The 21814-nt window shown below is 71.7% G+C and carries 20 protein-coding genes and 1 riboswitch; of the genes, 12 read left to right on the plus strand and 8 right to left on the minus strand.

Translation table 11 applies throughout. The annotated features are described in order from the left end of the window. The first annotated feature begins 163 nt into the window (after positions 1–163). A complete protein-coding gene (cdgB, locus tag ACFXGI_RS20095) occupies positions 164–1948 on the plus strand; it encodes a diguanylate cyclase CdgB (protein WP_384708178.1) in 1785 nt (594 codons plus the stop codon). Between the two features lie 68 nt (positions 1949–2016). After that, complete coding sequence (locus ACFXGI_RS20100) at positions 2017–3039, plus strand: carbohydrate-binding protein (protein WP_384708181.1); 1023 nt, start codon at positions 2017–2019, stop codon at positions 3037–3039. 34 nt (positions 3040–3073) lie between these two features. Here ACFXGI_RS20100 and ACFXGI_RS20105 read toward each other — a convergent pair whose 3' ends face one another. From ACFXGI_RS20105 to ACFXGI_RS20115, 3 genes are all read right to left on the minus strand, one after another. After that, positions 3074–3991, minus strand: a complete 918-nt coding sequence (locus ACFXGI_RS20105; protein WP_384708184.1) for a 1-phosphofructokinase family hexose kinase — start codon at positions 3989–3991, stop codon at positions 3074–3076. Between the two features lie 93 nt (positions 3992–4084). After that, a complete protein-coding gene (nagA, locus tag ACFXGI_RS20110; protein ID WP_384708187.1) occupies positions 4085–5236 on the minus strand; it encodes an N-acetylglucosamine-6-phosphate deacetylase in 1152 nt (383 codons plus the stop codon). Then, positions 5236–6168, minus strand: coding sequence for an ROK family protein (locus ACFXGI_RS20115; RefSeq protein WP_384708472.1), 933 nt, complete (start codon positions 6166–6168; stop codon positions 5236–5238). The genes nagA and ACFXGI_RS20115 overlap by 1 nt, the downstream gene beginning before the upstream one ends. A gap of 211 nt (positions 6169–6379) precedes the next feature. Here ACFXGI_RS20115 and ACFXGI_RS20120 point away from each other — a divergent pair, with 211 nt between their 5' ends. The 4 genes from ACFXGI_RS20120 (at position 6380) to ACFXGI_RS20135 (ending at position 9660) form a co-directional block, all read left to right on the plus strand. Further along, the gene (locus ACFXGI_RS20120) at positions 6380–7681 is read left to right on the plus strand and encodes an extracellular solute-binding protein (protein WP_384708190.1); all 1302 of its coding nucleotides are present in this window, start codon (positions 6380–6382) and stop codon (positions 7679–7681) included. 104 nt (positions 7682–7785) lie between these two features. Beyond that, a complete protein-coding gene (locus ACFXGI_RS20125) occupies positions 7786–8022 on the plus strand; it encodes a DUF3263 domain-containing protein (RefSeq protein ID WP_030156982.1) in 237 nt (78 codons plus the stop codon). A gap of 78 nt (positions 8023–8100) precedes the next feature. Beyond that, complete coding sequence (gene otsB, locus ACFXGI_RS20130) at positions 8101–8949, plus strand: trehalose-phosphatase (RefSeq protein WP_384708193.1); 849 nt, start codon at positions 8101–8103, stop codon at positions 8947–8949. Between the two features lie 96 nt (positions 8950–9045). Then, positions 9046–9660, plus strand: coding sequence for a hypothetical protein (locus ACFXGI_RS20135; protein WP_384708196.1), 615 nt, complete (start codon positions 9046–9048; stop codon positions 9658–9660). A gap of 17 nt (positions 9661–9677) precedes the next feature. Here the strand turns inward: ACFXGI_RS20135 and ACFXGI_RS20140 are convergent, their stop codons facing one another. After that, complete coding sequence (locus ACFXGI_RS20140) at positions 9678–11117, minus strand: trehalose-6-phosphate synthase (RefSeq protein ID WP_384708199.1); 1440 nt, start codon at positions 11115–11117, stop codon at positions 9678–9680. Positions 11118–11162: 45 nt separating this feature from the next. Further along, entirely contained in the window at positions 11163–12194 is a 1032-nt protein-coding gene (locus tag ACFXGI_RS20145; protein ID WP_384708201.1) for a glucosyl-3-phosphoglycerate synthase, read from the minus strand. 207 nt (positions 12195–12401) lie between these two features. Beyond that, positions 12402–12551: riboswitch (SAM riboswitch) on the plus strand. 17 nt (positions 12552–12568) lie between these two features. Between ACFXGI_RS20145 and thrC the strand changes: the two genes are divergently transcribed. From thrC to groL, 4 genes are all read left to right on the plus strand, one after another. Further along, positions 12569–13843: a threonine synthase gene (gene thrC, locus ACFXGI_RS20150; RefSeq protein WP_266628118.1), complete on the plus strand. Its 1275-nt coding sequence runs from the start codon at positions 12569–12571 to the stop codon at positions 13841–13843. A gap of 65 nt (positions 13844–13908) precedes the next feature. Next, entirely contained in the window at positions 13909–14187 is a 279-nt protein-coding gene (locus ACFXGI_RS20155) for a MoaD/ThiS family protein (RefSeq protein WP_030858544.1), read from the plus strand. A gap of 383 nt (positions 14188–14570) precedes the next feature. Then, positions 14571–14774 carry a cold-shock protein gene (locus tag ACFXGI_RS20160; protein ID WP_005315736.1) on the plus strand — a complete coding sequence of 68 codons (204 nt, stop codon included), beginning with the start codon at positions 14571–14573 and terminating at the stop codon, positions 14772–14774. A gap of 347 nt (positions 14775–15121) precedes the next feature. After that, positions 15122–16744, plus strand: a complete 1623-nt coding sequence (gene groL, locus ACFXGI_RS20165; RefSeq protein WP_384708205.1) for a chaperonin GroEL — start codon at positions 15122–15124, stop codon at positions 16742–16744. Between the two features lie 86 nt (positions 16745–16830). Here the strand turns inward: groL and ACFXGI_RS20170 are convergent, their stop codons facing one another. Then, positions 16831–17403 (minus strand): Uma2 family endonuclease, encoded by a 573-nt coding sequence (locus tag ACFXGI_RS20170; RefSeq protein ID WP_384708475.1) that lies wholly within the window; start codon positions 17401–17403, stop codon positions 16831–16833. A gap of 137 nt (positions 17404–17540) precedes the next feature. On the opposite strand from ACFXGI_RS20170, the gene ACFXGI_RS20175 reads away from it, so the two are divergent. Next, positions 17541–18140: a phosphoribosylanthranilate isomerase gene (locus ACFXGI_RS20175; RefSeq protein ID WP_384708208.1), complete on the plus strand. Its 600-nt coding sequence runs from the start codon at positions 17541–17543 to the stop codon at positions 18138–18140. Between the two features lie 22 nt (positions 18141–18162). Here ACFXGI_RS20175 and ACFXGI_RS20180 read toward each other — a convergent pair whose 3' ends face one another. Further along, positions 18163–19806 (minus strand): serine/threonine-protein kinase, encoded by a 1644-nt coding sequence (locus ACFXGI_RS20180; protein ID WP_384708211.1) that lies wholly within the window; start codon positions 19804–19806, stop codon positions 18163–18165. 89 nt (positions 19807–19895) lie between these two features. Then, the gene (locus ACFXGI_RS20185; protein WP_384708214.1) at positions 19896–20222 is read right to left on the minus strand and encodes a protease inhibitor I9 family protein; all 327 of its coding nucleotides are present in this window, start codon (positions 20220–20222) and stop codon (positions 19896–19898) included. Positions 20223–20591: 369 nt separating this feature from the next. On the opposite strand from ACFXGI_RS20185, the gene ACFXGI_RS20190 reads away from it, so the two are divergent. Further along, positions 20592–21773 (plus strand): S8 family peptidase, encoded by a 1182-nt coding sequence (locus ACFXGI_RS20190; protein ID WP_384708217.1) that lies wholly within the window; start codon positions 20592–20594, stop codon positions 21771–21773. The last annotated feature ends 41 nt before the right edge of the window (positions 21774–21814 follow it).

Genomic DNA, 21814 nt, shown 5'->3' on the forward strand with positions numbered 1-21814 from the left:
CGCCCACCTTTATTCATCTCATGTGACTTGAGTCACAGAGGGCAAGATTTGTTGACCCTGTGTACCGGCGGCACAGCTCACTGTGATTCAGTGGACGGGACACCGCAACGAAACGCCGATGACAAACCTGGAGTTGCTGTCGAGGTCTCGGGGAGAGCGAGCAATGGAGACCGAGTCGGAGCCGTACGTCCGTCTTGCGACCCTGCGGCAGCTTCATCAGGTGGTGGCCGAGCTCAACACGGCCAGGAGCCTGGCGGACACCCTGCAGACCGTCGTGGACGGCATCGTCGTGGGCCTCGGCTACGAACTCGCCTGTGTCAACCTCGTACGCCCTGACGGGGATCTCGTCGTCGCCGCCTTCGCCGGCGACCCCGCCGCCGAGGCGCTCATCACCGGCCGCGTCGGCTCCCGCGCCTCCTGGGAGCGCCGTCTGACGATGGGTGAGAGCTGGGACGGGCTCCGCTTCATCCCGCACACCGAGGGCTGGGTCCTCCTCGAGGACGACGTGCCCCAGTGGCACACGGACGGCCCCGATCCGCGCTTCGCGGACGAGTGGCACCCCGAGGACCGGCTCTACGCCCCCATGTACGCGTCCGGCGGGGAACTTCTGGGTGTCATTTCGGTGGACAGACCGCGCAACGGGCGCCGCCCGGGCGCGTGGGGCCGCGAAGCGCTCCAGATGTACGCCTTCCAAGCGGCGATTGCGATCAGCAACGCACGCCTGCGCGCGAACATGCAGCGGGCCCTGGTCCGGCTGGAGCGCGAACAGCAGGCGCTGCGCGCGAGCGAGGAGTCCTTCCGGCAGGCCTTCGAGTACGCGCCCAGCGGCATGGCGATCGCCGAGATGGGCGGGGACCAGCACGGGCGGCTGCTGCGGACCAACGACGCGCTGTGCCGGCTGCTGGGCCGGCCCGCCTCCGTGCTGCGCCGGTACTCCTTCTCCGACCTGGTCCACCCGGAGGACATCGGGACCCTGCTGCGGACCTCCGCCGAGGGCGGCCGGGCCGAGCTGCGGCTCGGGCGGCGCGACGGCACGTACGTATGGGTCTCGCTGCGCAACTCCGTCGTCGCGGACGCCGCCGACGGGCCGCGCTTCCTGCTCACGCACGTCGAGGACATCGAGGAGCGCAAGCGCCACGAGCTCCAGCTCGCCCACCGGGCCAGCCACGACTCGCTGACCGGCCTCCCCAACAGCGCCGAGCTCCGCTCCCGCCTCGGGGCGCGGCTGTGCCGCAGGCCCCAGTCGGTCCGGGCCACCGCCGTGGAGGCGCTCGACGCCGCGTACGAGGGGCACGGTGCGCACGGCGGCCACGGGGCCCACAACGGGCACGCGGCGCACGCGGGCGGCGGGATCGAGGCGGGTGGTGCCGTCGGGGGGCACGGCTTTCGGCCGGACGCGTACCCCGAGCCCTTCGAGTACCCGGGCGCCCCGGCCGTGCCCGGTACCGGCACCCCGGGGGTGCCCGGGCCGGGCGGACCCGGCGCGGGCCCGGGGCCGTACGAGCACCACGTGCACACGGTGGCGCCCGCGAGCGACGCCGACGACGGGACGAAGGGGCTCGCGGTCCTCTTCTGCGACCTCGACGGGTTCAAGTCGATCAACGACCGGTTCGGCCACCACACGGGTGACGCGGTCCTCATCGAGGTGGCCCGGCGGCTGACGACGGGCGTCAGGGACGGTGACACCGTCGCTCGGCTGGGTGGTGACGAATTCGTCGTCCTCGCGGACGGACTGGGCGCGGCCGACGCCGCCGACCTGGCCGTCCGGCTGCGCAACGCGATCATCCCGCCGATCCGGGTGGACGGCCGCGCGGTCCGTGTGGGCGCGAGTTTCGGCATCGGATGGGCCAGCTGCGGGATGTCGGCGGACGAGGTGCTGCGCTCCGCCGACCAGCGGATGTACATCGAGAAAAGGTCCCGCTCCAAGGCCCACCGCCGGGCCGGATGAGGCGATCGGCCGCCCGTGGGTGCACGTGTTCGGGGTAGGCTCCCGTGGGTCGAAAGGAGTGACCTGCGATGACGACGCCCGCGAACCACGGCCCGAACAGTGGGGCGAACAAGCCCGAGGACGACGATCCGTTCGGCTATCTCTACGCGGACGGCCAGGCCGCCGGAGCCACCCCGCCCCCACCGGGCGGTGGATACGGCTACCCCGGCCCGACGGTCGGTGGTCAGCCCGGCGTGCAGCCCGGTGTCCCCCGTACCTCGTACAACCAGGTGCGCACGGTCGGTGAGCGGACGTACGGCGGCCAGCGCGGCGCCCAGGTTCCGCAACAGCAGCAGCCGCCGGGCTACCAGGCCCAGTACCAGGCCCCGGAAGCCCTCCAGGCGGGCGGCTACGGGGTTCCGCCGCAGCAGGGGCAGACCACGGCGACGATCCCCGCGCCGGGCGGCCACGGCGGCAACGGCGGAGGCGGCGGTTCCAGCCGCAAGGGCATGCTCATCGCGGCGGTCGCGGTGGTCGCCGCGGTCGCGATCGGCATCGGCGCGGCCGTGACCTTCGGTGACAAGGACAAGGACAAGAACGGCAAGGGCAACACGGCGGGCGGGCAGCAGTCCGCGCAGCCGCAGAACTCCTCGTCGTCCCAGCCGAGCCCGTCGCAGTCCGCGGAGGCCCCGCTGCCCAAGGCGGACGCCTCGGGCGCGGGCATGTCCCTCACGGGCGGCGCACACCTGGAGGGCACCGTCCCGGGCGCGAAGAGCGCGGGCGGCCAGTACGTGGGCGGCCTGAACGCCGGCGGTGCGGCGGCGACTTGGACCGTCGACGTGGCCAAGGCGGGCCAGTACAAGCTGAAGATGGTCTACGGGGTGCCGGGCAAGGACGCCAGCACCACGCTGACCATCAACGGCGAGGCGCAGTCCCGGCCGATCAACATGAAGAACTTTTCCGGGGCCAAGCCGGGGGAGTGGGACAAAGGCTGGACCAACACCTGGTCGCTCGTGACGCTCAAGCAGGGCACGAACACGGTCAAGATCTCGTGCGAGGCCGGGAACCAGTGCGAGGTCAATCTCGACCAGCTCTGGCTCGAGAAGGGCTGATCGGCCCTTCCCGCGCCGGCCGGCCCCAGGCCCCCTAGCAGGCCGTCAGCTTCACCGACCCCCGTACCTCCTCGTAGGTGCGGGGGTCGAAGTCTCCCGCCGTCGGGGCGTGGACCGTGGCCGCGGAGAGGGCCACCGCGCGGGTCAGGCGGGCCGGCCAGTCCAGGCCCTCCGCCAGGGCCGACAGCAGGCCCGCCACCGCGGAGTCGCCGGCTCCGGTCGGGTTGCCCGTCAGGGCGCGCGGCGGGGCCGCCTGCCAGGTGCCCTGGGCGGTGGCCGCCAGCAGCCCGTCCGGGCCGAGCGAGGTCACCACGGCGTGCGCGCCGCGGCGGCGGGCGTCGCGGGTGGCCTGGAGCGGTTCGCGGGAGCCGGTCAGCTCGGCGAGCTCGGCGGCGTTCGGTTTGATCATCTCGGGCCGGGCGGCGACCCCGCGGCGCAGGGCCTCTCCGCTGGTGTCCAGGAGGACCGGGACCCCGGCCGCGCGGGCGGCCCGTACGAGCACCGCGTACGCGCCCACCGGCACGCCCGGCGGGAGGCTGCCGCACAGGGCCACCGCGGTGGCCCCGGCCAGCAGCTCCTCGTAGCGGTCGAGGAAGGCGGCCCATTCCGCGGAACCGATCTGCGGGCCCGGCTCGTTGAACTGCGTGGTGTCTCCCGAGGCCCCGTCGACCACGGCCAGGGTGCGCCGGGTGGTGCCCGCGCAGGGGACCAGAGCGTCCGTCACCCGCGGTGAGCCGGCGAGCAGTTCGCGTACGGCGGCGCCGGTGCGGCCGCCCGCGAAGCCGGTCGCGGTGACCTCGTGGCCGAGTGCGGCCAGCACCCGGGCGACGTTGAGTCCCTTGCCGCCGGGCCGTTCGGTCACGGCGCCGACCCGGTGCGAGGCGTGCGGAATCAGCTTCGGTACATGGTGGGTGACGTCGAGTGCGGTGTTGAGCGTCACGGTGAGGATCATGGCAGGCCCCGGTCTCGGTGTGTGCCGGGATCATGCCAAACACCAGTACGGGCGGCCCAGTCCCACGGGCCGCCCGCTGCTTCCGATACCCGCTCAGACCAGCGGATTCACGATCCATTCGCCGCGCCGCATGACGCCCTTGACCTCGAACTCGGCGTCCAGGACGACCAGGTCGGCGTACTTGCCGGGCTCCAGCGAGCCGACCTCGTCGTACAGTCCGATCAGCTTGGCGGGATTGGCCGAGATCGCCTGCACCACGGACTCGACGGGCAGCTTGTCCAGGGTCACGGACCGCTTGAACGCGGTGTCCAGCGTCAGCGTGGAGCCGGCGATCGAACCCCCTTCGACGAGGCGTGCCACGCCCTCCTTGACCTCGACCTCCAGGGGCCCCAGGTGGTAGATCCCGTCGCCGAAGCCCGCCGCGTCCATCGCGTCGGTGATCAGCGCCACGCGGTGCGCGCCCGCGTGGTGGAAGGCCAGCTCCAGCATCGCCGGGTGCAGGTGGGTGCCGTCGTTGATCAGCTCGACGGTGACCCGTTCGTCCTCCAGCAGCGCGGCGATGGGGCCGGGGGCGCGGTGCTCCATGCCGGGCATCGCGTTGTAGAGGTGGGTGGCCACGGTGGCACCGGCGTCGATGGCCTGGCGGGTCTGCTCGTAGGTGGAGTCGGTGTGGCCGATCGCGGCGATGACCCCGTGCTCGGCCAGCAGCCGTACGGAGTCCAGCCCGCCCGGGAGCTCGGTGGCGAGGGTGAACATCCGGGCGGCGCCGTGCGCGGCGTCGATCAGCTTGCGGACCTCGGCCGGGTCGGGGTCGCGGAGCAGGTCCTCCTTGTGCGCGCCCTTGCGGCAGGGGTTGATGAACGGCCCCTCGAAGTGGATTCCGGCGATCTCGCCCGCTTGCGTCAGCTCGGCGAGGAGCCCGGCGCGGCGGGCCAGTTCGTCCAGGTCGCCGGTGACGGTGGAGGCGACGAGCGTGGTCGTGCCGTGCTCGCGGTGGGTCCGTACGCCCTTGAGGACCTCCTCGGCGGTGCCGGAGGTGAAGGAGGCGCCGCCGCCGCCGTGGTTGTGCATGTCCACGAAGCCGGGGACGAGCCAGTGCCCGGACAGGTCGACGGTCCGCGCGCCCTCGCCGGCGCTGCCGGCGATGCGCTCGCCGTCGACGATGACGCGGCCGCCCGCCACGGTCCCGGTGGGCAGGACCACCCTGGCGCCGGAGAGAACGGTGCTGTGTGCGCTTCCGGACATCAGGCAGGTACCTCCGTGGCGAGTAGGTCCCAGGCGAGCAGCCCTGCGCCCAGGCATCCGGCGGTGTCCCCGAGGGCCGCCGGAACGATGTCGGGCAGCCGCTGGAACGTCACGCGCTCCTCGACGGCCGTCCGCAGTGGTGTGAACAAGGTTTCCCCCGCTTCGGCGAGCCCGCCACCGATGATCAGCGTGCGCGGGTCCAGCAGGGTGATCGCCGTGACCAGGCCGTCGGCGAGGGCGCCGACCGCGGCCAGCCACACCTCGTGGGCGCGGTCGTCGCCGGATTCGACGGCCTTGGCGCAGTCCGCGGCGTCCGCCGCCGGGTCGCCGGAGGCGGCCGCCCAGGCGCGGCTGACGGCGGAGGCGGAGGCGAGGGTCTCCAGGCAGCCGTACTGTCCGCAGCCGCAGGCGGGTCCGCCGGGGCGGACCACGATGTGGCCGATCTCTCCGGCGTAGCCGTGGGCACCGGCCTCGATGCGGCCGGCGATGCCGATGGCGCCGGCGATGCCGGTGCCGAGGGGGACGAACAGGAAGCGGTCGGCTCCCCGGCCGGCGCCGATGCGGCCTTCGGCGAGTCCGCCCGTGCGGACGTCGTGGCCCAGGGCCACCGGGATGCCGCCGAGCCGTCTGCTGAGCAGCTCGCGCATGGGTACGTCGCGCCAGCCCAGGTTCGCCGCGTAGACGGCGATCCCGTTTTCGGCGTCGACGATGCCGGGGACGGCGACGCCGGCCGCGGAGGCGGGCACGCCGAAGCGCTCGAGGCCGAGCCCGGACAGCTCGGCGGCGAACTCCAGGATCGTCTCGACGACGGCGTCCGGGCCCCGGTCGCGGCCGGTGGCGCGGCGTGCTTCGTGGAGCAGTGTGCCGTCGTCGGCGATGAGGGCGGCCTTCATCCCGGTGCCGCCCACATCGAGGGCGATGACGTGCTTCACGGCGTGTTTCACGGGTTTCACAGGTGACAGTCTCGCGTGCTCGGCGGGGAAAGGTCTAGTCCATTGAAGGGGATTGTTGAGCGGCCATACAAAATCGAAGACCTTGGCCGGGCGACCAAACGGACACTGTGCGTTCCGGATGTGGACGAGCCGCCAAAGTGGTGTAGACCTTACGTGGATCGTACGTACAACAAGGGGTGGATCGAGAACTGTGAAGGGCCGTTACCTGAGCCTGGCCGCGACCGGCGCCGCGCTGAGCCTGACCGCCGCGGCACTCACCGGCTGCGGAGCCGTGGGGAGCATCACCGGGGACAACGAGGTGACCCTGCGGGTCGTGGCGGCCGACTACGGGGACAATCCGCAGAACTCCTCCGCGGGCTACTGGAAGGACCTCGCCGCCGGCTTCCAGAAGGACCATCCGGGCGTGAAGGTCGAGGTCAGCGTCTACTCCTGGTCCGAGGTCGACGCCAAGGTCGCGGAGATGGTCAAGGCCGGCAAGGCCCCCGACATCGCGCAGATCGGCGCGTACGCCGACTACGCGGCCGCGGGCAAGCTGTACACGGCGGAGGAGCTGCTCTCCGTCAGCACCGAGGCCGACTTCCTGGCGCCGCTCGCGGACGCCGGCAAGGTCCGGCGGGTCCAGTACGGGATGCCCTTCGTGGCCAGCACCCGCCTGCTCTTCTACAACGAGAAGCTGCTGACGGACGCCGGGGTCGTGCCGAAGGACACCAAGGGCGGGTGGCAGCCGAAGAGCTGGGCCGACCTGGAGGCCGCCGCGAAGAAGCTCAAGACGGCGGGTGTGGCGACGCCGTTCGCGCTGCCGCTGGGCCGCGAGGAGGCGCAGGCCGAGTCGATGATGTGGATGCTCGCGGGCGGTGGCGGCTACACCGACAACGAAGAGGCGTACGCGATCGACTCCGCGGACAACGTCAAGACGTTCGAGTTCCTGCGCGACAAGATGGTCGGCCAGGGGCTGACCGGAGCGCTGGAACCGTCGAAGACCGACCGGCAGACGGCCTTCGACGCCTTCATGCGGGGCGAGGTCGGCATGCTCAACGGCCACCCCACGCTGCTGAAGCAGGCGGCGGAGAAGGGCGTGAAGTTCGGCATGGTGGCCATGCCGACCGCCGACGGGACCGAGCACCCGACGATGGGCGTCGCGGACTGGGTCATGGCCTTCAAGAACGGCCACCGCAAGGAGTCCGGGAAGTTCCTGGACTACCTGTACGAGGCGAAGAACGTGACGGCCTTCACCAACAAGTACGACCTGCTGCCGGTCACCACGACCGGCTACCGGGCGATGGACGCCAGCACGGGCGGCTCGGCCACGCAGCTGAAGACGTTCCTGCAGGCGCTGCCGAACGCACGGCTCTACCCGGTCGGCAAGAAGTCCTGGGCCGGGGTCAGCGAGGACGTCAAGCAGAACATCGGCAAGAGCGTGCAGCCGGGCGGGCAGCCGGCGAAGGTCCTGGAGGACATCGCCGAGTCGGCGCGCAAGGCGGACGCGCACTGACGCGACGCCGGCCGAGGGGCGTGCCCCTCGGCGGCCGCCCCTCGGCGGCCGGACCCGGGGGCCTGGGCCGGGTGGGTGTCACAGGGCGGCGTTAATCTGGCGGTATGACGGACGACGTGGGGCTGACGGCCACCGAGGCCGCGGTGCTCGCGTACGAGGGACGCACCTGGCCCGGTCCCGGGGCCAAGGAGCGGGCGATAAGGGAAGGGCTGGGGATGACCCCGGTCCGCTACTACCAGCTGCTCAACGTGCTGATGGACGACCCGCGGGCGCTGGCCCACGCCCCGGGTACCGTCAACCGGCTCCGCCGCATCCGCGAGGCGCAGCGGGCCCGGCGCTGACACCGCCCCGGCAAGCGGGCGCCGGAGCCCCGCGCCGCGCCGTAGCCGTGGCCCGGAAGGGCCGTTAGGGTCGTCCCCATGGGGAGCCATCCGCACAGCATGCCGATGCCCGTCACCGCCGCCGGACGGGAGGGACTCGAAGCCCTCCTCCGGGTGCCCCGCCGATCCGTGGTCGCGCTCGACTTCGACGGCACCCTCGCCGAGATCGTCCCGGACCCGGACCAGGCGCGCGCCCACCCGGGAGCCGTCCCGGCGCTGTCCGCCCTGGCCCCGGAGGTCGCCTCGGTGGCCGTGATCACCGGCCGGCCGGCGGGGGTCGCGGTCCGCTACGGGGGATTCGCCGGCGCCCCGGGCCTGGAGCACCTGGTGGTCCTCGGCCACTACGGGGCCGAGCGCTGGGACGCCGTGACCGGCATCGTGCACGCCCCGGCCGAGCACCCCGGGGTCGCCGCCGTACGGGCGGAGCTGCCCGGGTTCCTGGACTCCATCGGCGCCTGGCGCGGTACGTGGATCGAGGAGAAGGGCCGGGCCCTGGCCGTGCACACCCGGCGGGCGGCCGACCCGGACGCGGCGTTCGCCGCGCTGCGCGAGCCGCTGGCCGAGCTGGCGGCGCGCCACGGGCTGATGGTGGAGCCGGGGCGGGCGGTGCTGGAGCTGCGGCCGCCGGGCATGGACAAGGGAGTGGCCCTGACCGAGTACCTCGCGGAGACGGGCGCCGAGGCCGTCCTGTACGCGGGGGACGACCTGGGCGACCTCGCGGCGTACGCGGCCGTGGAGAAGCTCCGTACCGACGGCATGCCGGGGCTCCTGGTGGCCAGCGGCTCGGCCGAGGTCCCCGAACTCGCCGCCCGGGCCGACCTGGTCCTGCACGGCCCCGCGGACGTGGTGGCCTTCCTGGCCGCGCTGGCCGGAGCCATCCGCGGCTGACGCCCGGGTGCCGGCACGCGGTACCCGTGTACCCAGCAGGTCTTTGAGTACGAACGCTCATGATCCGCCGCCCGGGCCACTCCTATCGTCACGTGCATGGACACGGACCCGACCCCCGACACGGCGACCACCACGAGCTCCCGCGGCTTCACCGGCTGCGCGGTGGCGCTGCTCGTCGTCGCCGTGCTGGTGCTGCTGGGAGCCGCGGCGCTGGCCGGGATGGAGAAGAGCCTGCAGGGCGGCGGGCACCTCGACAACGACAGCCCCTCCGCCAGCGTGGTGGACCCGCTCGCCCCCGGCGCGACCGCCCGGTACGTCGACGACCTCAAGGTCACGGTCGGCCGGCCCCGCCGCGAGGACGACGGGGCCTACCGCTTCACCATCACCTACGCCAACGGCACCGACGAGGCACTGAACCCGGGCGGTGAGTCGAAGAAGACCGGCGTCAGCACGATCGCCGACGCCCCCGTCGTGGTGCGGGCGGGCAAGTCCTCCGATCACTACCCGACCGGCTCCACGCTGACCTGGCTCAACGAGGACGAGGCGGCCTCGGCCCTGATGCCGCCCCTGCGCAAGGGCGGCAAGCGGACCGTCCAGGTGAGGATCGCGCCCGGCCCGCAGGGGACCCCGGTCACGGTCGAGGTCCACCCGCCGTCCGCGAACTACCGCGAGACCGCGTACTGGCAGTTCGACCCGGACGACCTGGATTGACCACCCGCCCGCCGGGCCTACGCCTCGCGGAGCGCGTCCAGCTGGGCCGTGAACCAGGCCGTCGGGGGGAGGGCGGTGGCGGCGGCGGCCAGGCGCTTGGTGCGCTCCAGCCGCTCGTCCGCCGGCATGGACAGCGCCGCGTGCAAAGCCTCCGCCGTCGCCGACACGTCGTACGGGTTCACCGTCAGCGCGTCCTCGCGGAGCTCCCCGTACGCCCCCGCCCCCGTCGACAGCACCAGCGCGCACCCCGCGTCCGACACCACCGGGATCTCCTTCGCCACCAGGTTCATCCCGTCCCGGACCGGGTTCACCAGCGCCACGTCGGCCAGCCGGTACGCCGCCAGGGAGCGGGCGAAGTCGTCCTTCACCGACACATGCACCGGCTGCCAGTCCGGCGCGCCGAACTCCTCGTTGATCCGCTCCGCCAGCTCCCGTACCGCCTCCGTGTAGGACCGGTACACCGCCAGGTCCTGCCGGGAGGGGTACGCCGAGGCCAGGTGGACCACCCGCCCGCGCCATTCGGGGTGCACCGTCAGCAGCTCCCGGTACGCCAGCAGCCCGCGCACGATGTTCTTCGACAGCTCCGTCCGGTCCACCCGGACGATCGTCTTGCGGTCCCCGACCTCCGCGCGCAGCGCCGCCAGCTTGTCGTTCACCTCGGGCCGGTGCGCCAGCGCACGCAGCTCGTCCGCGTCCACACCCAGCGGGTACACGGCCACGTCCGTGTACCGGATGCGCGCGCCCCTCCCCTGGTGCTGCACCCTGCGCTGCGGGTCCCCGATCGCGCGGGCGGTGCCGCTCGCGTCGTCGATGTGCGCGCCGGCCATGAAGCCGTTCGCCCATGCCCAGGTGTGGAAGCCCACGACGTCCGCCCCGAGCATCCCCCGCACCAGCTGAAGGCGGATGTCGTCGGGGAGCATCCCCAGGAACTCCGGCGAGGCCCACGGGGTGTGCGTGAAGTGGCTGATCTTCAGATCGGGCCGCAGCTCCCGCAGCTCACCGGGGACCAGCGCCAGGTGGTAGTCCTGTACGAGCACGGCCGCGCCCTCGCCCGCCTCCTCGGCCAGCGCCACCGCGAAGGCATGGTTGTACGCGACGTACGAATCCCACCGTCGGCGGAACTCCGCGTCGAAGACCGGCTCGCGCGGGATGTCGTAGAGGTGGTGGTGGGTGAACCACAGCACCGAGTTTGCGATGCCGTTGTACGCGTCGTCGTACGTCGTGGGATCGATGTCCAGCATCCGGACGCCGGGCTCGGAGACGCCCCGGCGGACCGCCTCCCGGTCCGCGTCCGATAGCGCCGCGCAGATCCACAGCGCCTCCGGCTGGCGGGCGAGGGCGGCGGAGAGGCCGGAGACGAGTCCGCCCCCGCCGCGCCGGGCCGTGAGGGTGCCGTCGTCGCCGAGATCGTAGGAGAGCGGGCCGCGGTTCGCTGCAACGAGTACCTGGGAAGCCATGCGGCGAACCTAGCCCGGGGCCCGCCTGCTCAAACGTCAGTTCCCTCACGCCACCCGGCGGCCGGAGTACTCCTCGACCCCGGCCATCGGCGGCCGCTCCTCGGTGTCCACGGGGTACGTCCGCGGCACGAACCCTTCGGGGCCGCGCACGAACTGCGTCAGCTCGGGCCGTACGAGATGCCCGCGCGAGAGCCGCAGCTGCGCCGTCCGGTAGATCGCCGCGGCCATACGGCCGAGTGCCTGGCCGTCCTGGTGGCGGTGGAGCCGTACGCCCACGTCCACCTGGGCCAGCGCGTCCAGTCCGACGGTGTGCAGCGCGTCCACGAGCAGGCCGAGCTCGACCCCGTACCCGACGGGGAAGGGCAGTCGTTCCAGCAGGGCGCGGCGCACGGCGTACTCACCGCCCAGCGGCTGGACGAAGCCGGCCAGCTGCGGCCAGTGGAGATTGAGGAGGGGGCGGGCGACGAGCTCGGTGACCCGGCCGCCCTGGCCGTGGGTCTTGCCGGAGGCGAGCGGATCGAAGGGAGTGCCGGAGGCGAGCGGATCGGAGGGAGTGCCGGAGGCGAGCCCGTCGAATTCCGTGCCGAGCGGGCGGTCGTACATCGCCTTGACGAACTGCACGTCCGGCTCGGTCAGCAGCGGGCCCACGATCCCGGACACGAAGGCGGAGGAGAAGTCCCGAAGGTCCGCGTCCACGAAGCAGACGATGTCCCCGGTGGTCGCCAGCAGGGAGCGCCACAGCACCTCGCCCTTGCCGTGCACGGCCGGGATCCGCGGCAGGATGTCGTCGCGGTGCACCACCCGGGCGCCGGCCTTCGCGGCCACCTCGGCGGTCCGGTCGGTGGAGCCCGAGTCGATCACGACCAGTTCGTCGACCAGCGGCAGCGGCAGCCCGTCGATCAGATCGCGCCGGATCACCTCGACGATCGCGCCGACCGTCTCCTCCTCGTCGAGCGCGGGCAGGACGACGCTGACCGTGGTGCCGGCCGCCCGTTTGGCGGCCAGCAGCTGGTCGAGCGGTCGGTCGGCCGCGGACCAGGAGCGGTCCGCGAACCAGCGCTCCACCTCTTCCAGCACGTTCAGTACTCCCTGCTCGTCCGTCGGTCGTCCGTCGCCCCTCGGCGGTTTCGGCCGAAAAGTGATCCATCTCGCGGTTCGGACGACTGTCTCAACCGTCCGGGCCTTCGGTTACAGTCTTGAACAACGCGAAGGACCACCGCATGCCGGGGGTCCCCGCGCACAAATGCCCGGACGCGCCGCAGAGCGCGCGCACCGGTGCCATACCGCTCATCCAGAGGGGCAGAGGGACACGGCCCGTTGAAGCCCCGGCAACCCTCCAGTCGGTTCTCGCGCTTGCTTGCAGCAGCGAGGTCCCCGGCTAGGGAAGGTGCCAATTCCGTCTCATGGCGAAGTGCGCCATGGGGAAGATGAGGAGAAAGGGCCTCGCCATCATGGCTGCACAGACTGTCGCCACCTCTGTCGATCTCGGACCTGCCACCGGCCTCTCGTGTCGTGAGTGCGGTACCCGTTTCGAGCTCGGACCCATCTTCGCCTGCGTCGAGTGTTTCGGTCCGCTGGAAGTCGCCTACGACCTTCCCACCGGAGACCCCGAAGCGCTGCGCGCCGCGATCGAGGCCGGACCGAACAACATCTGGCGCTACGCCCCCCTGCTGCCCGTCCCCGCGGACGTGGCCTCCAAGCCCAGCCTGAACCCCGGCTTCACCAAGCTCGTGGACGCGGCCAACCTGGCCAAGGAGCTCGGCTTCACCGGCAAGCTGTACGTCAAGGACGACTCCGGCAACCCGACGCACTCCTTCAAGGACCGCGTCGTGGCCATCGCCGTCGAGGCCGCCCGCGCCTTCGGCTTCACCACCCTGTCCTGCTCCTCCACCGGCAACCTGGCCGGCGCCGTCGGCGCCGCGGCCGCCCGGGCCGGCTTCCGCTCCTGCGTGTTCATCCCGCACGACCTGGAGCAGGGCAAGGTCGTCATGGCCGGTGTGTACGGCGGCGACCTCGTCGGCATCGAGGGCAACTACGACGACGTCAACCGCTTCTGCTCCGAGCTCATCGGCGACCCGCTGGGCGAGGGCTGGGGATTCGTCAACGTCAACCTGCGTCCTTACTACGGCGAGGGCTCCAAGACCCTCGCCTACGAGATCTGCGAGCAGCTCGGCTGGCAGCTGCCCGACCAGATCGTGATCCCGATCGCGTCCGGCTCGCAGCTGACGAAGATCGACAAGGGTCTGCAGGAGCTGATCAAGCTCGGGCTCGTCGAGGACAAGCCGTACAAGATCTTCGGTGCGCAGGCCGAGGGCTGCTCCCCGGTCTCCACGGCCTTCAAGGCCGGCCACGACGTGGTCCGCCCGCAGAAGCCGAACACCATCGCCAAGTCGCTGGCCATCGGCAACCCGGCCGACGGCCCGTACGTCCTGGACATCGCCCGCCGTACGGGCGGCTACGTCGAGGACGTCACCGACGAGCAGGTCGTCGAGGCCATCAAGATCCTCGCGCAGACCGAGGGCATCTTCGCCGAGACCGCGGGCGGTGTGACCGTCGGCGTGACGAAGAAGCTCATCGAGAACGGGCAGCTCGACCCGGCTCTGACCACGGTGGTCCTCAACACCGGTGACGGCCTCAAGACCCTGGAGGCGGTGGCCGCGGACAGCGGGCAGACGGCGACCATCCGCCCGAGCCTGGACGCGTTCCGCGCCGCCGGCCTGGTCTAGGCGGTCCGGCCCTGATCCGCCGGACACCCCCTCCCCCCCTTGAACCCCGGAAAGGCAGTAGCGCCATGAGCGTCAACGTCCGCATCCCCACCATCCTGCGCACCTACACCGGCGGCCAGGCGGAGGTCTCCGCCGAGGGCGCGACCCTCTCCGAGGTCATCGCCTCCCTGGAGGCGAACCACCCGGGCATCTCCGCCCGTGTCCTGGACGACCAGGGCAAGCTGCGCCGCTTCGTGAACGTCTACGTCAACGACGACGACGTGCGCTTCGAGGGCGGTCTGGACGCGGTGACGCCGGACGGCGCGGGCGTCTCGATCATTCCCGCCGTCGCGGGCGGCTGCTGATACGCGAAAGCCCAGAATTACCCCTTCCGGTAAAAGCGGAGGGGGTAATTCTGCTTGGTTGGGCGCGGTAGAGTTGGGGAAGTCCCCTCCGCTGTACTTGCCCGCCGCATATGAGCGGGTCGCGTGATGGTTGACATTGAGTCAATGTGCGAGTGCGGTATGGGGCTTTGGCGAGATATGCCGGGTCCGAGTTGCCCGAGAATCTGCCAACTTTTCACTCTATTTCAATGTATCCCCGTGTCCAGAATTCTCGTCGGATTGACCTGTTGCAGACAGCAGCGGTGCGGATACATTCAGCCCCGGTCGAGGCGTTCCGGCGCAAGTTCTGACCCGGGACCGCGAAGTGCGGTCCTGCGCAAGGGCCAGTAATAGGGGAGTTAGGCATGGCTCAGGGCACCGTCAAGTGGTTCAACGCGGAGAAGGGCTACGGCTTCATCGCGGTCGACGGTGGTGCGGATGTGTTCGTCCACTACAGCGCCATCCAGATGGACGGGTACCGCACCCTTGAAGAGGGTCAGCGGGTCGAGTTCGAGATCTCGCAGGGCCAGAAGGGTCCGCAGGCGGACATGGTCAAGCTCGCCGTCTAGTCCCGGCGCGATCGACCACCGACGCATACACACGAAGGGCCCGCACCTCGGAGGAGGGGTACGGGCCCTTCGTGCTGCCCGCCGCGCCGGGGGCCGGGCGGGGGCGGGGCGTTCACCCAAGCCGCTTGCACTCGGAGGGGTCGAGTGCTAATCATTGGCGTTAGCACTCTCCTGGTGAGAGTGCTACTACACAGGACCGGGTCGGTGAGGCCCGCAGGGTCCGGCGGGAAGGAACCGCCGGGCACGCAGGCCGTCCGTCGCGGGCGCGGGCGCGGTCCGGAGCAATCCAACCCTCCCCATCGTGCCGACGGCGCAGGGGGAACCCCAGTCCTGGAGGACCACTTCAGATGGCCAAGATCATTGCGTTCGACGAGGAGGCCCGGCGCGGTCTCGAGCGCGGGATGAACCAGCTCGCCGACGCCGTCAAGGTCACCCTTGGCCCCAAGGGTCGCAACGTCGTCCTTGAGAAGAAGTGGGGCGCCCCCACGATCACCAACGATGGTGTCTCCATCGCCAAGGAGATCGAGCTCGAGGACCCGTACGAGAAGATCGGCGCCGAGCTGGTCAAGGAAGTCGCCAAGAAGACGGACGACGTCGCGGGCGACGGTACGACCACCGCCACCGTGCTCGCCCAGGCGCTCGTCCGCGAGGGCCTGCGCAACGTGGCCGCCGGCGCCAACCCGATGGCCCTCAAGCGCGGCATCGAGAAGGCCGTCGAGGCCGTCTCCGGCGCCCTGCTGGAGCAGGCGAAGGATGTCGAGACCAAGGAGCAGATCGCTTCCACGGCCTCCATCTCCGCCGCCGACACCCAGATCGGCGAGCTCATCGCCGAGGCCATGGACAAGGTCGGCAAGGAAGGCGTCATCACGGTCGAGGAGTCCCAGACCTTCGGTCTGGAGCTCGAGCTCACCGAGGGCATGCGCTTCGACAAGGGCTACATCTCGGCGTACTTCGCCACCGACATGGAGCGTATGGAGGCGTCGCTCGACGACCCGTACATCCTGATCGTCAACTCGAAGATCGGCTCGGTCAAGGACCTGCTGCCGCTCCTCGAGAAGGTCATGCAGTCCGGCAAGCCGCTGCTGATCATCGCCGAGGACGTCGAGGGCGAGGCCCTGTCGACCCTGGTCGTCAACAAGATCCGCGGCACCTTCAAGTCCGTCGCCGTCAAGGCCCCGGGCTTCGGCGACCGCCGCAAGGCCATGCTCGGCGACATCGCCATCCTCACGGGCGGCACGGTCATCTCCGAGGAGGTCGGCCTCAAGCTCGAGAACGCCGGCCTGGACCTGCTCGGCCGCGCCCGCAAGGTCGTCATCACCAAGGACGAGACCACGATCGTCGACGGCTCCGGTGACAGCGACCAGGTTCAGGGTCGCGTCAACCAGATCCGCGCCGAGATCGAGAACTCCGACTCGGACTACGACCGCGAGAAGCTCCAGGAGCGCCTCGCGAAGCTGGCCGGCGGCGTGGCCGTCATCAAGGCCGGCGCCGCGACCGAGGTGGAGCTCAAGGAGCGCAAGCACCGCATCGAGGACGCCGTTCGCAACGCGAAGGCGGCCGTCGAGGAGGGCATCGTCGCCGGTGGTGGCGTGGCCCTGCTCCAGGCCTCCGCGGTCTTCGAGAAGCTCGAGCTCACGGGTGACGAGGCCACCGGCGCCAACGCCGTGAAGCTCGCCCTGGAGGCCCCGCTCAAGCAGATCGCCGTCAACGGTGGTCTCGAGGGTGGCGTCGTCGTGGAGAAGGTCCGCAACCTGACGGTCGGCTGGGGTCTGAACGCCGCGACCGGCGAGTACGTGGACATGATCGCCGAGGGCATCATCGACCCGGCGAAGGTCACCCGCTCCGCGCTGCAGAACGCGGCGTCGATCGCGGCCCTCTTCCTCACCACCGAGGCCGTCATCGCCGACAAGCCCGAGAAGGCCGGCGCCCCGGCCGGCGGCGGCATGCCGGGCGGTGACATGGACTTCTGATCGGCCCCTGGCTGATCGGCTGTTCTTCGACCGAGGGCGGCACTCCCCACACGGGGGGTGCCGCCCTCGGGCGTTCTCCGGGCCCGTCAGAAGCCGGTGGTGTCGAGTGCGAAGCCGAACGGTTCCGGGAGGGGCAAGGCTTCACCGAAGGCGACGGTCTTGCGGGTTCGGTAACCCTGCGGAGAGGGGTCGGCGAAGCAGGTGATCTCGGAACCCTGCATGTCCACGACCAGGTAGACGGGCACGATCCGGCCGTACACCTCCAGCTTCTCCTCCCAGTCGGCGTCCTTGGTGGACACGGAGGTGAACTCGCCGACGAGGGACAAGGCGGCGCCGTCCGCGTGGCGGCCTTCCTCCTCGAACGCGGCCTCGTCCGCCACGTACAGGTCGGGCCCGTAGCCGCGTTCCACCGACGGGAACCGGAAGAGGAAGGGGGAGGTGTCCGCGAAGTGGCCCTCGGGAAGGTGTGCCTGAAGCTGCTCGCGCAGCACCCGCATGCGACGGGAGTAGCGAAGCTTGGACCACGGTGACACGACGATCTTCCCCCGGATGAGCTCGGCCTTGTAGCCGTCAGGTGTGTCCATCTCCTCGACCGTGCGCAGGAGCGTCTCGAATGTCGGTGGTGCCGCCTGCTCTATCGGTGTGGCCCGTTCGATCATGATCGTCACCGTTGTCTTCCGCGTGGCGTGCTGTGCACGGGGCGTGAGCCCCGTTCCAGGCTAGCGGCGCGAGGGCGGCCGCGCCCGGGTGCCGAGACGGATCACCGCTCAACAGGGCGGTTTGGTTGACTGGGGGGATGAGCGAGCTGTTCGTGAAGATCTGCGGGTTGAAGACGGGGCCGGACGTCGACGTGGCCGTGGCGGCAGGGGCCGATGCCGTCGGGTTCGTCTTCGCCGCCGGGAGCCCCCGTACGATCGGCGCCGCCGCGGCGCGGGAGCTCGCCGCGCTGGTGCCGGACTCGGTGCTGACCGTCGGGGTGTTCCGGGGGCAGCCGGTCGACGAGGTGCGGCGGCTCACCGAGGAGAGCGGCGTACGGGGGGTCCAGCTCCACGGGGACGAGGGGCCCGAGTACTACGGGGCGCTGCGGGCCGAGGGCCGGACCCTGCTGCGGGCCACCGCCGAGCACGTCGAGCGCTGCGGGGAGTACGGCGAGGACCTGCTGCTGCTCGACGCGCCCGACCCCGGCTCCGGCAAGCCGTGGAACTGGGGTTCGGCCGAGTTCTCCGCGCCGGAGGGCCGCTGGCTGCTGGCCGGCGGGCTGACCCCGGGGAACGTCCGGGAGGCCGTGGAGACCACCGGCGCCTGGGGCGTGGACGTGTCCAGCGGGGTGGAGCGGGAGCGCGGGGTGAAGGACCCCGCCCTGATCCGCGCCTTCATCGAGGCCGCCCGGGGCTGACCCCCCGCCGGGCGGGCCGTCGTCAGGCCGCGCGCCAGACCGTCATGTCCGCGGAGATCCAGTCGGACAGGTCGGGCAGACGGTGGACCGACTTGATCTGGATCACGAGCAGCGCGATGTCCCCCGAGGGGTGCCGGACACAGATCTCGGTGCCGGGCGCCACCGCGGCCATCGGGAGCGTGTGCTGGGTGGAGGCCTTCGTGAGGAGGCCGCACGTGTCGAGGTTGCCGGTGCCGGGGGCGGCGTACAGCTGGGTGAGCACGATCGTGTCGCTCGCCAGCTCACAGCTCTTCTTCTCGCAGTCCAGGCGGATGTCCCCGGTGCGGTCCTGCCGCTCGACCGGGTCCTTGATGCCGATCGAGGTCTTCTCGTCCAGCCGGACCTGGGGGTAGGGGACGGCCGCGGGCGGCTTGGAGGCCTTGGGCGTACTCGGCGCGGATCCGCCGGCTCCGGACGCCCCGGCTGCCCCGGTGGCCTTGCCGCCGCTCGGGGTTCCGGAGGACGCGGCCGCGGCCGCGCTCCGTTCGCGCGCCCGGTCCGCCGCGTCCATGACCTTCCAGGCCAGCCCGGTCAACAGGACGGCCGACACCGTCACCACCGCGGCGGCGATCACGGCGGTACGCCGCCTGCGCACCCGCCGCTCCTCCGGCGTGAGCGGCGTCGCCGTCGGCGGCTGCCAGGCCATCGGGGACGGCTGCGGCGGCTGTGACGGCTGTGACGGCTGCGGGTCCAAGGCCCGGGTGTGGACCGAGGTGGGGTGCGGGATCGGAGCCGGGACCACCGGCTCCGGCCCCGCCACCTCCCGCCAGACGGCCGGACCGCCGCCCGCGTCCGCGTCCTTGCCCAGCCGCTGCCTGCACCACGCCAAGATCTCCGCCGGGGTGGCGCGGTCGTCCGGATCGGCTGCCAGGCACCGGGCGATCAGCGGGCGCAGCGACTCCGGCAGCCGGGACAGGTCGGGGTCGGAGTGGACGATCCGGAACAGCACGCTGACGGAGGGGCCGTCTCCGTACAACGGCTCGCCCAGTGCGGCGAACGCCGCCGTCTGGCCGAGTGCGAAGACATCGGTGGCCGCCGTGGTCTCGCCGGCCAGCGCCTGTTCGGGGGCCATGTACTGGGGCGTGCCGATGGCGCTGCCCGTGGCGGTGGGCGAGGTCGTGCCGGACGCCAGCGAGATGCCGAAGTCGATGACCCGCGGTCCGTCGGCGGCCAGCAGTACGTTCGACGGCTTCAGATCGCGGTGCACGATCCCCGCGCCGTGGATGACCTCCAGGGCCTCGGCCACCCCCGCCACCAGCCACAGCACCGCGGGGACCGGCAGCGGTCCGCGCCGGGCCACGGCCTCCGACAGCGAGGGCCCCGGCACGTACACGGTGGCCAGCCAGGGCGGCACCCCGTCCACGTCGGCGTCGATCAGCTCGGCCGTGTACGCGCCCCGGACCCGCCGGGCCGCCTCCACCTCGCGGCGGAACCGGCGCAGGAACGTCGGGTCCTCGGCCAGTTCCGGCCGAACCACCTTGATGGCCACCGGCCGGCCGCCCGGGGTGTGCGACAGGTAGACCCGGCCCATGCCGCCCGCGCCGAGCCGGGCCGCGAGGCGGTAGCCGGCGACGGTCTGCGGATCGTCCTCCCGCAGCGGCTGGAACACCTCGGTCGCGCTGTTCATCGGTCTCCCCCCGACTCCCCCGATCAACCGCTGAGTTGATCGTCCTCACCCTAAGTGGCGGGCGGGGAGGGGGAACGGCCGGGCGCCCGTCAGTCGGCCGAGGCCGTGCCGTCCTGCTCGATGGTCTCGACGCCCGGCAGTGCGTGCAGGGCCACGAGCTGGGCTGGGCTGAGCGGGGCGGCGAAGCCGTGCAGGGTGTGGTCGTAGACGTGGACCGGGGTGGCACCGACCCGCCGCGCCACGTCGGCCGGGTCGAGGTCCCGGCTCACGGTGACGATGTACGTGGGGTGGTCGGCGGGGGCCGCGTACGGGGCCGGTGCGCGCACGGCGGCCGTGGCCGTCGACGCGGGCAGTGCGGAGAAGGCGGCCAGTACGACGACGGCTGCGGGCAGGGCCCGGCTCAGACGGGTGCGCATGGGGTGAGGCCATCACGTACGACGCCGCAGGTCAACGAGGTGCGGGGTGGCGGCGGAGGCACCGGGGCGCACCGGTCGTGCGCTCGCTGGTGTGGGGGCGGGCCGTACGGGTGATCTTGTTGGAGGGTCCCGGGCCGGGACAGCGCGCGGCACGGCCTTGACGGCACAGGGGGATAACCCTTTCTGCAGCTTGTGCGACAGGACGTACGGGTGTGGGCGGCGGGCGATCGGCCGGGCGGGCGGTGGTGGTTCATGACGCGCCGGGGTGGCACCGATGGAAGGGAAGGCCGCCCCCGCAGACGCATTCGTCCTGGCCGGGGCGGCTCATTCATGCCGGTCCTCCGTCCCGCCCCTCAGAGAGTTACTTCCATGCGCCTGCTCGCACGCCTGGCCGCCGCCACCCTCCTCACCGTGCCCGCGGTCGCGGCCGGTACGGCCGCCGCCGACACCCCGGAGCCGACGCCGGTTCCGCTGCACACTTCCGCGAACGCGGTGCCCGGCAAGTACATCGTGACGCTGGAGAAGGGGGTGGACGCGGCGAAGGCCGCGACGAAGCTGGGCCTGAAGCCGACGTTCGTCTACACCTCGGCGATCAACGGCTTTGCCGTCCCGCTGACCCCGCTCCAGCTGCAGATCGTCCGGGTGAGCCTCGGGGTGAAGTCGGTCGAGGAGGACGCCGCGGTCCAGTCCGTGCCGCAGCCGTCCCGGACGCCGGGTACGCGGGCGCCGTCCTCGACGTGGGGCCTGGACCGGATCGACCAGAAGGAGCTGCCGCTCGACAGCACCTTCACCACCCAGGGCAACGGCGCCGGGGTGACCGCGTACATCCTCGACACCGGCATCGACTACGCGCACGACGAGTTCGGAGGGCGTGCCACCTTCGGCTACGACGCCATCGGCGACGGGCGGCTCGGCGCGGACTGCCAGGGTCACGGCACGCACGTCGCGGGCACGGTCGCGGGCAAGACGTACGGGGTCGCGCGCAAGGCGAGCCTGGTCAGCGTCCGCGTGCTCGGCTGCGATGGCAAGGGCACCTGGTCCGGGATCATCGCGGGCATGGACTGGGTGGCGAAGAACGCCAAGCAGCCGGCCGTCATGAACGGCTCCCTGGGCGGGGACCTGTCGCAAGCCGTCAACGACGCGGCCACTGCCCTGTCCGACGCCGGTGTGCTGCCGGTCATCGCGGCGGGCAACTCCGCGAAGGACGCCTGCTCCGTCTCGCCCGCGTCCGCCCAGCGCGTGGTCACGGTCGCGGCGAGCAACCAGTACGACGAGGAGACCTCCTTCTCCAACTGGGGTACCTGCGTCGAGCTCTACGCGCCCGGGGAGGCCATCGTCTCCGCGAAGCTGGGCGGTGGCAGCGTGGCCCTGGACGGCACGTCGATGGCCTCGCCGCACGTCGCCGGTGTCGCCGTCCTCTACAAGCAGGCGCACCCGACCGCGGAGCCGGCGGAGATCGCCGACTTCCTGGAATCGGAGTCCACCAAAGACGTCCTGACCAGCGTCAGCAAGAGCTCGCCCAACAATCTGCTGTTCACCGCCGGTCTCTGACCGCCGGAGGGTCCTGACGAACCAGGCCCGCAGCCCGTTCG

Source organism: Streptomyces sp. NPDC059355, assembly GCF_042752335.1.
Lineage (GTDB): Bacteria > Actinomycetota > Actinomycetes > Streptomycetales > Streptomycetaceae > Streptomyces.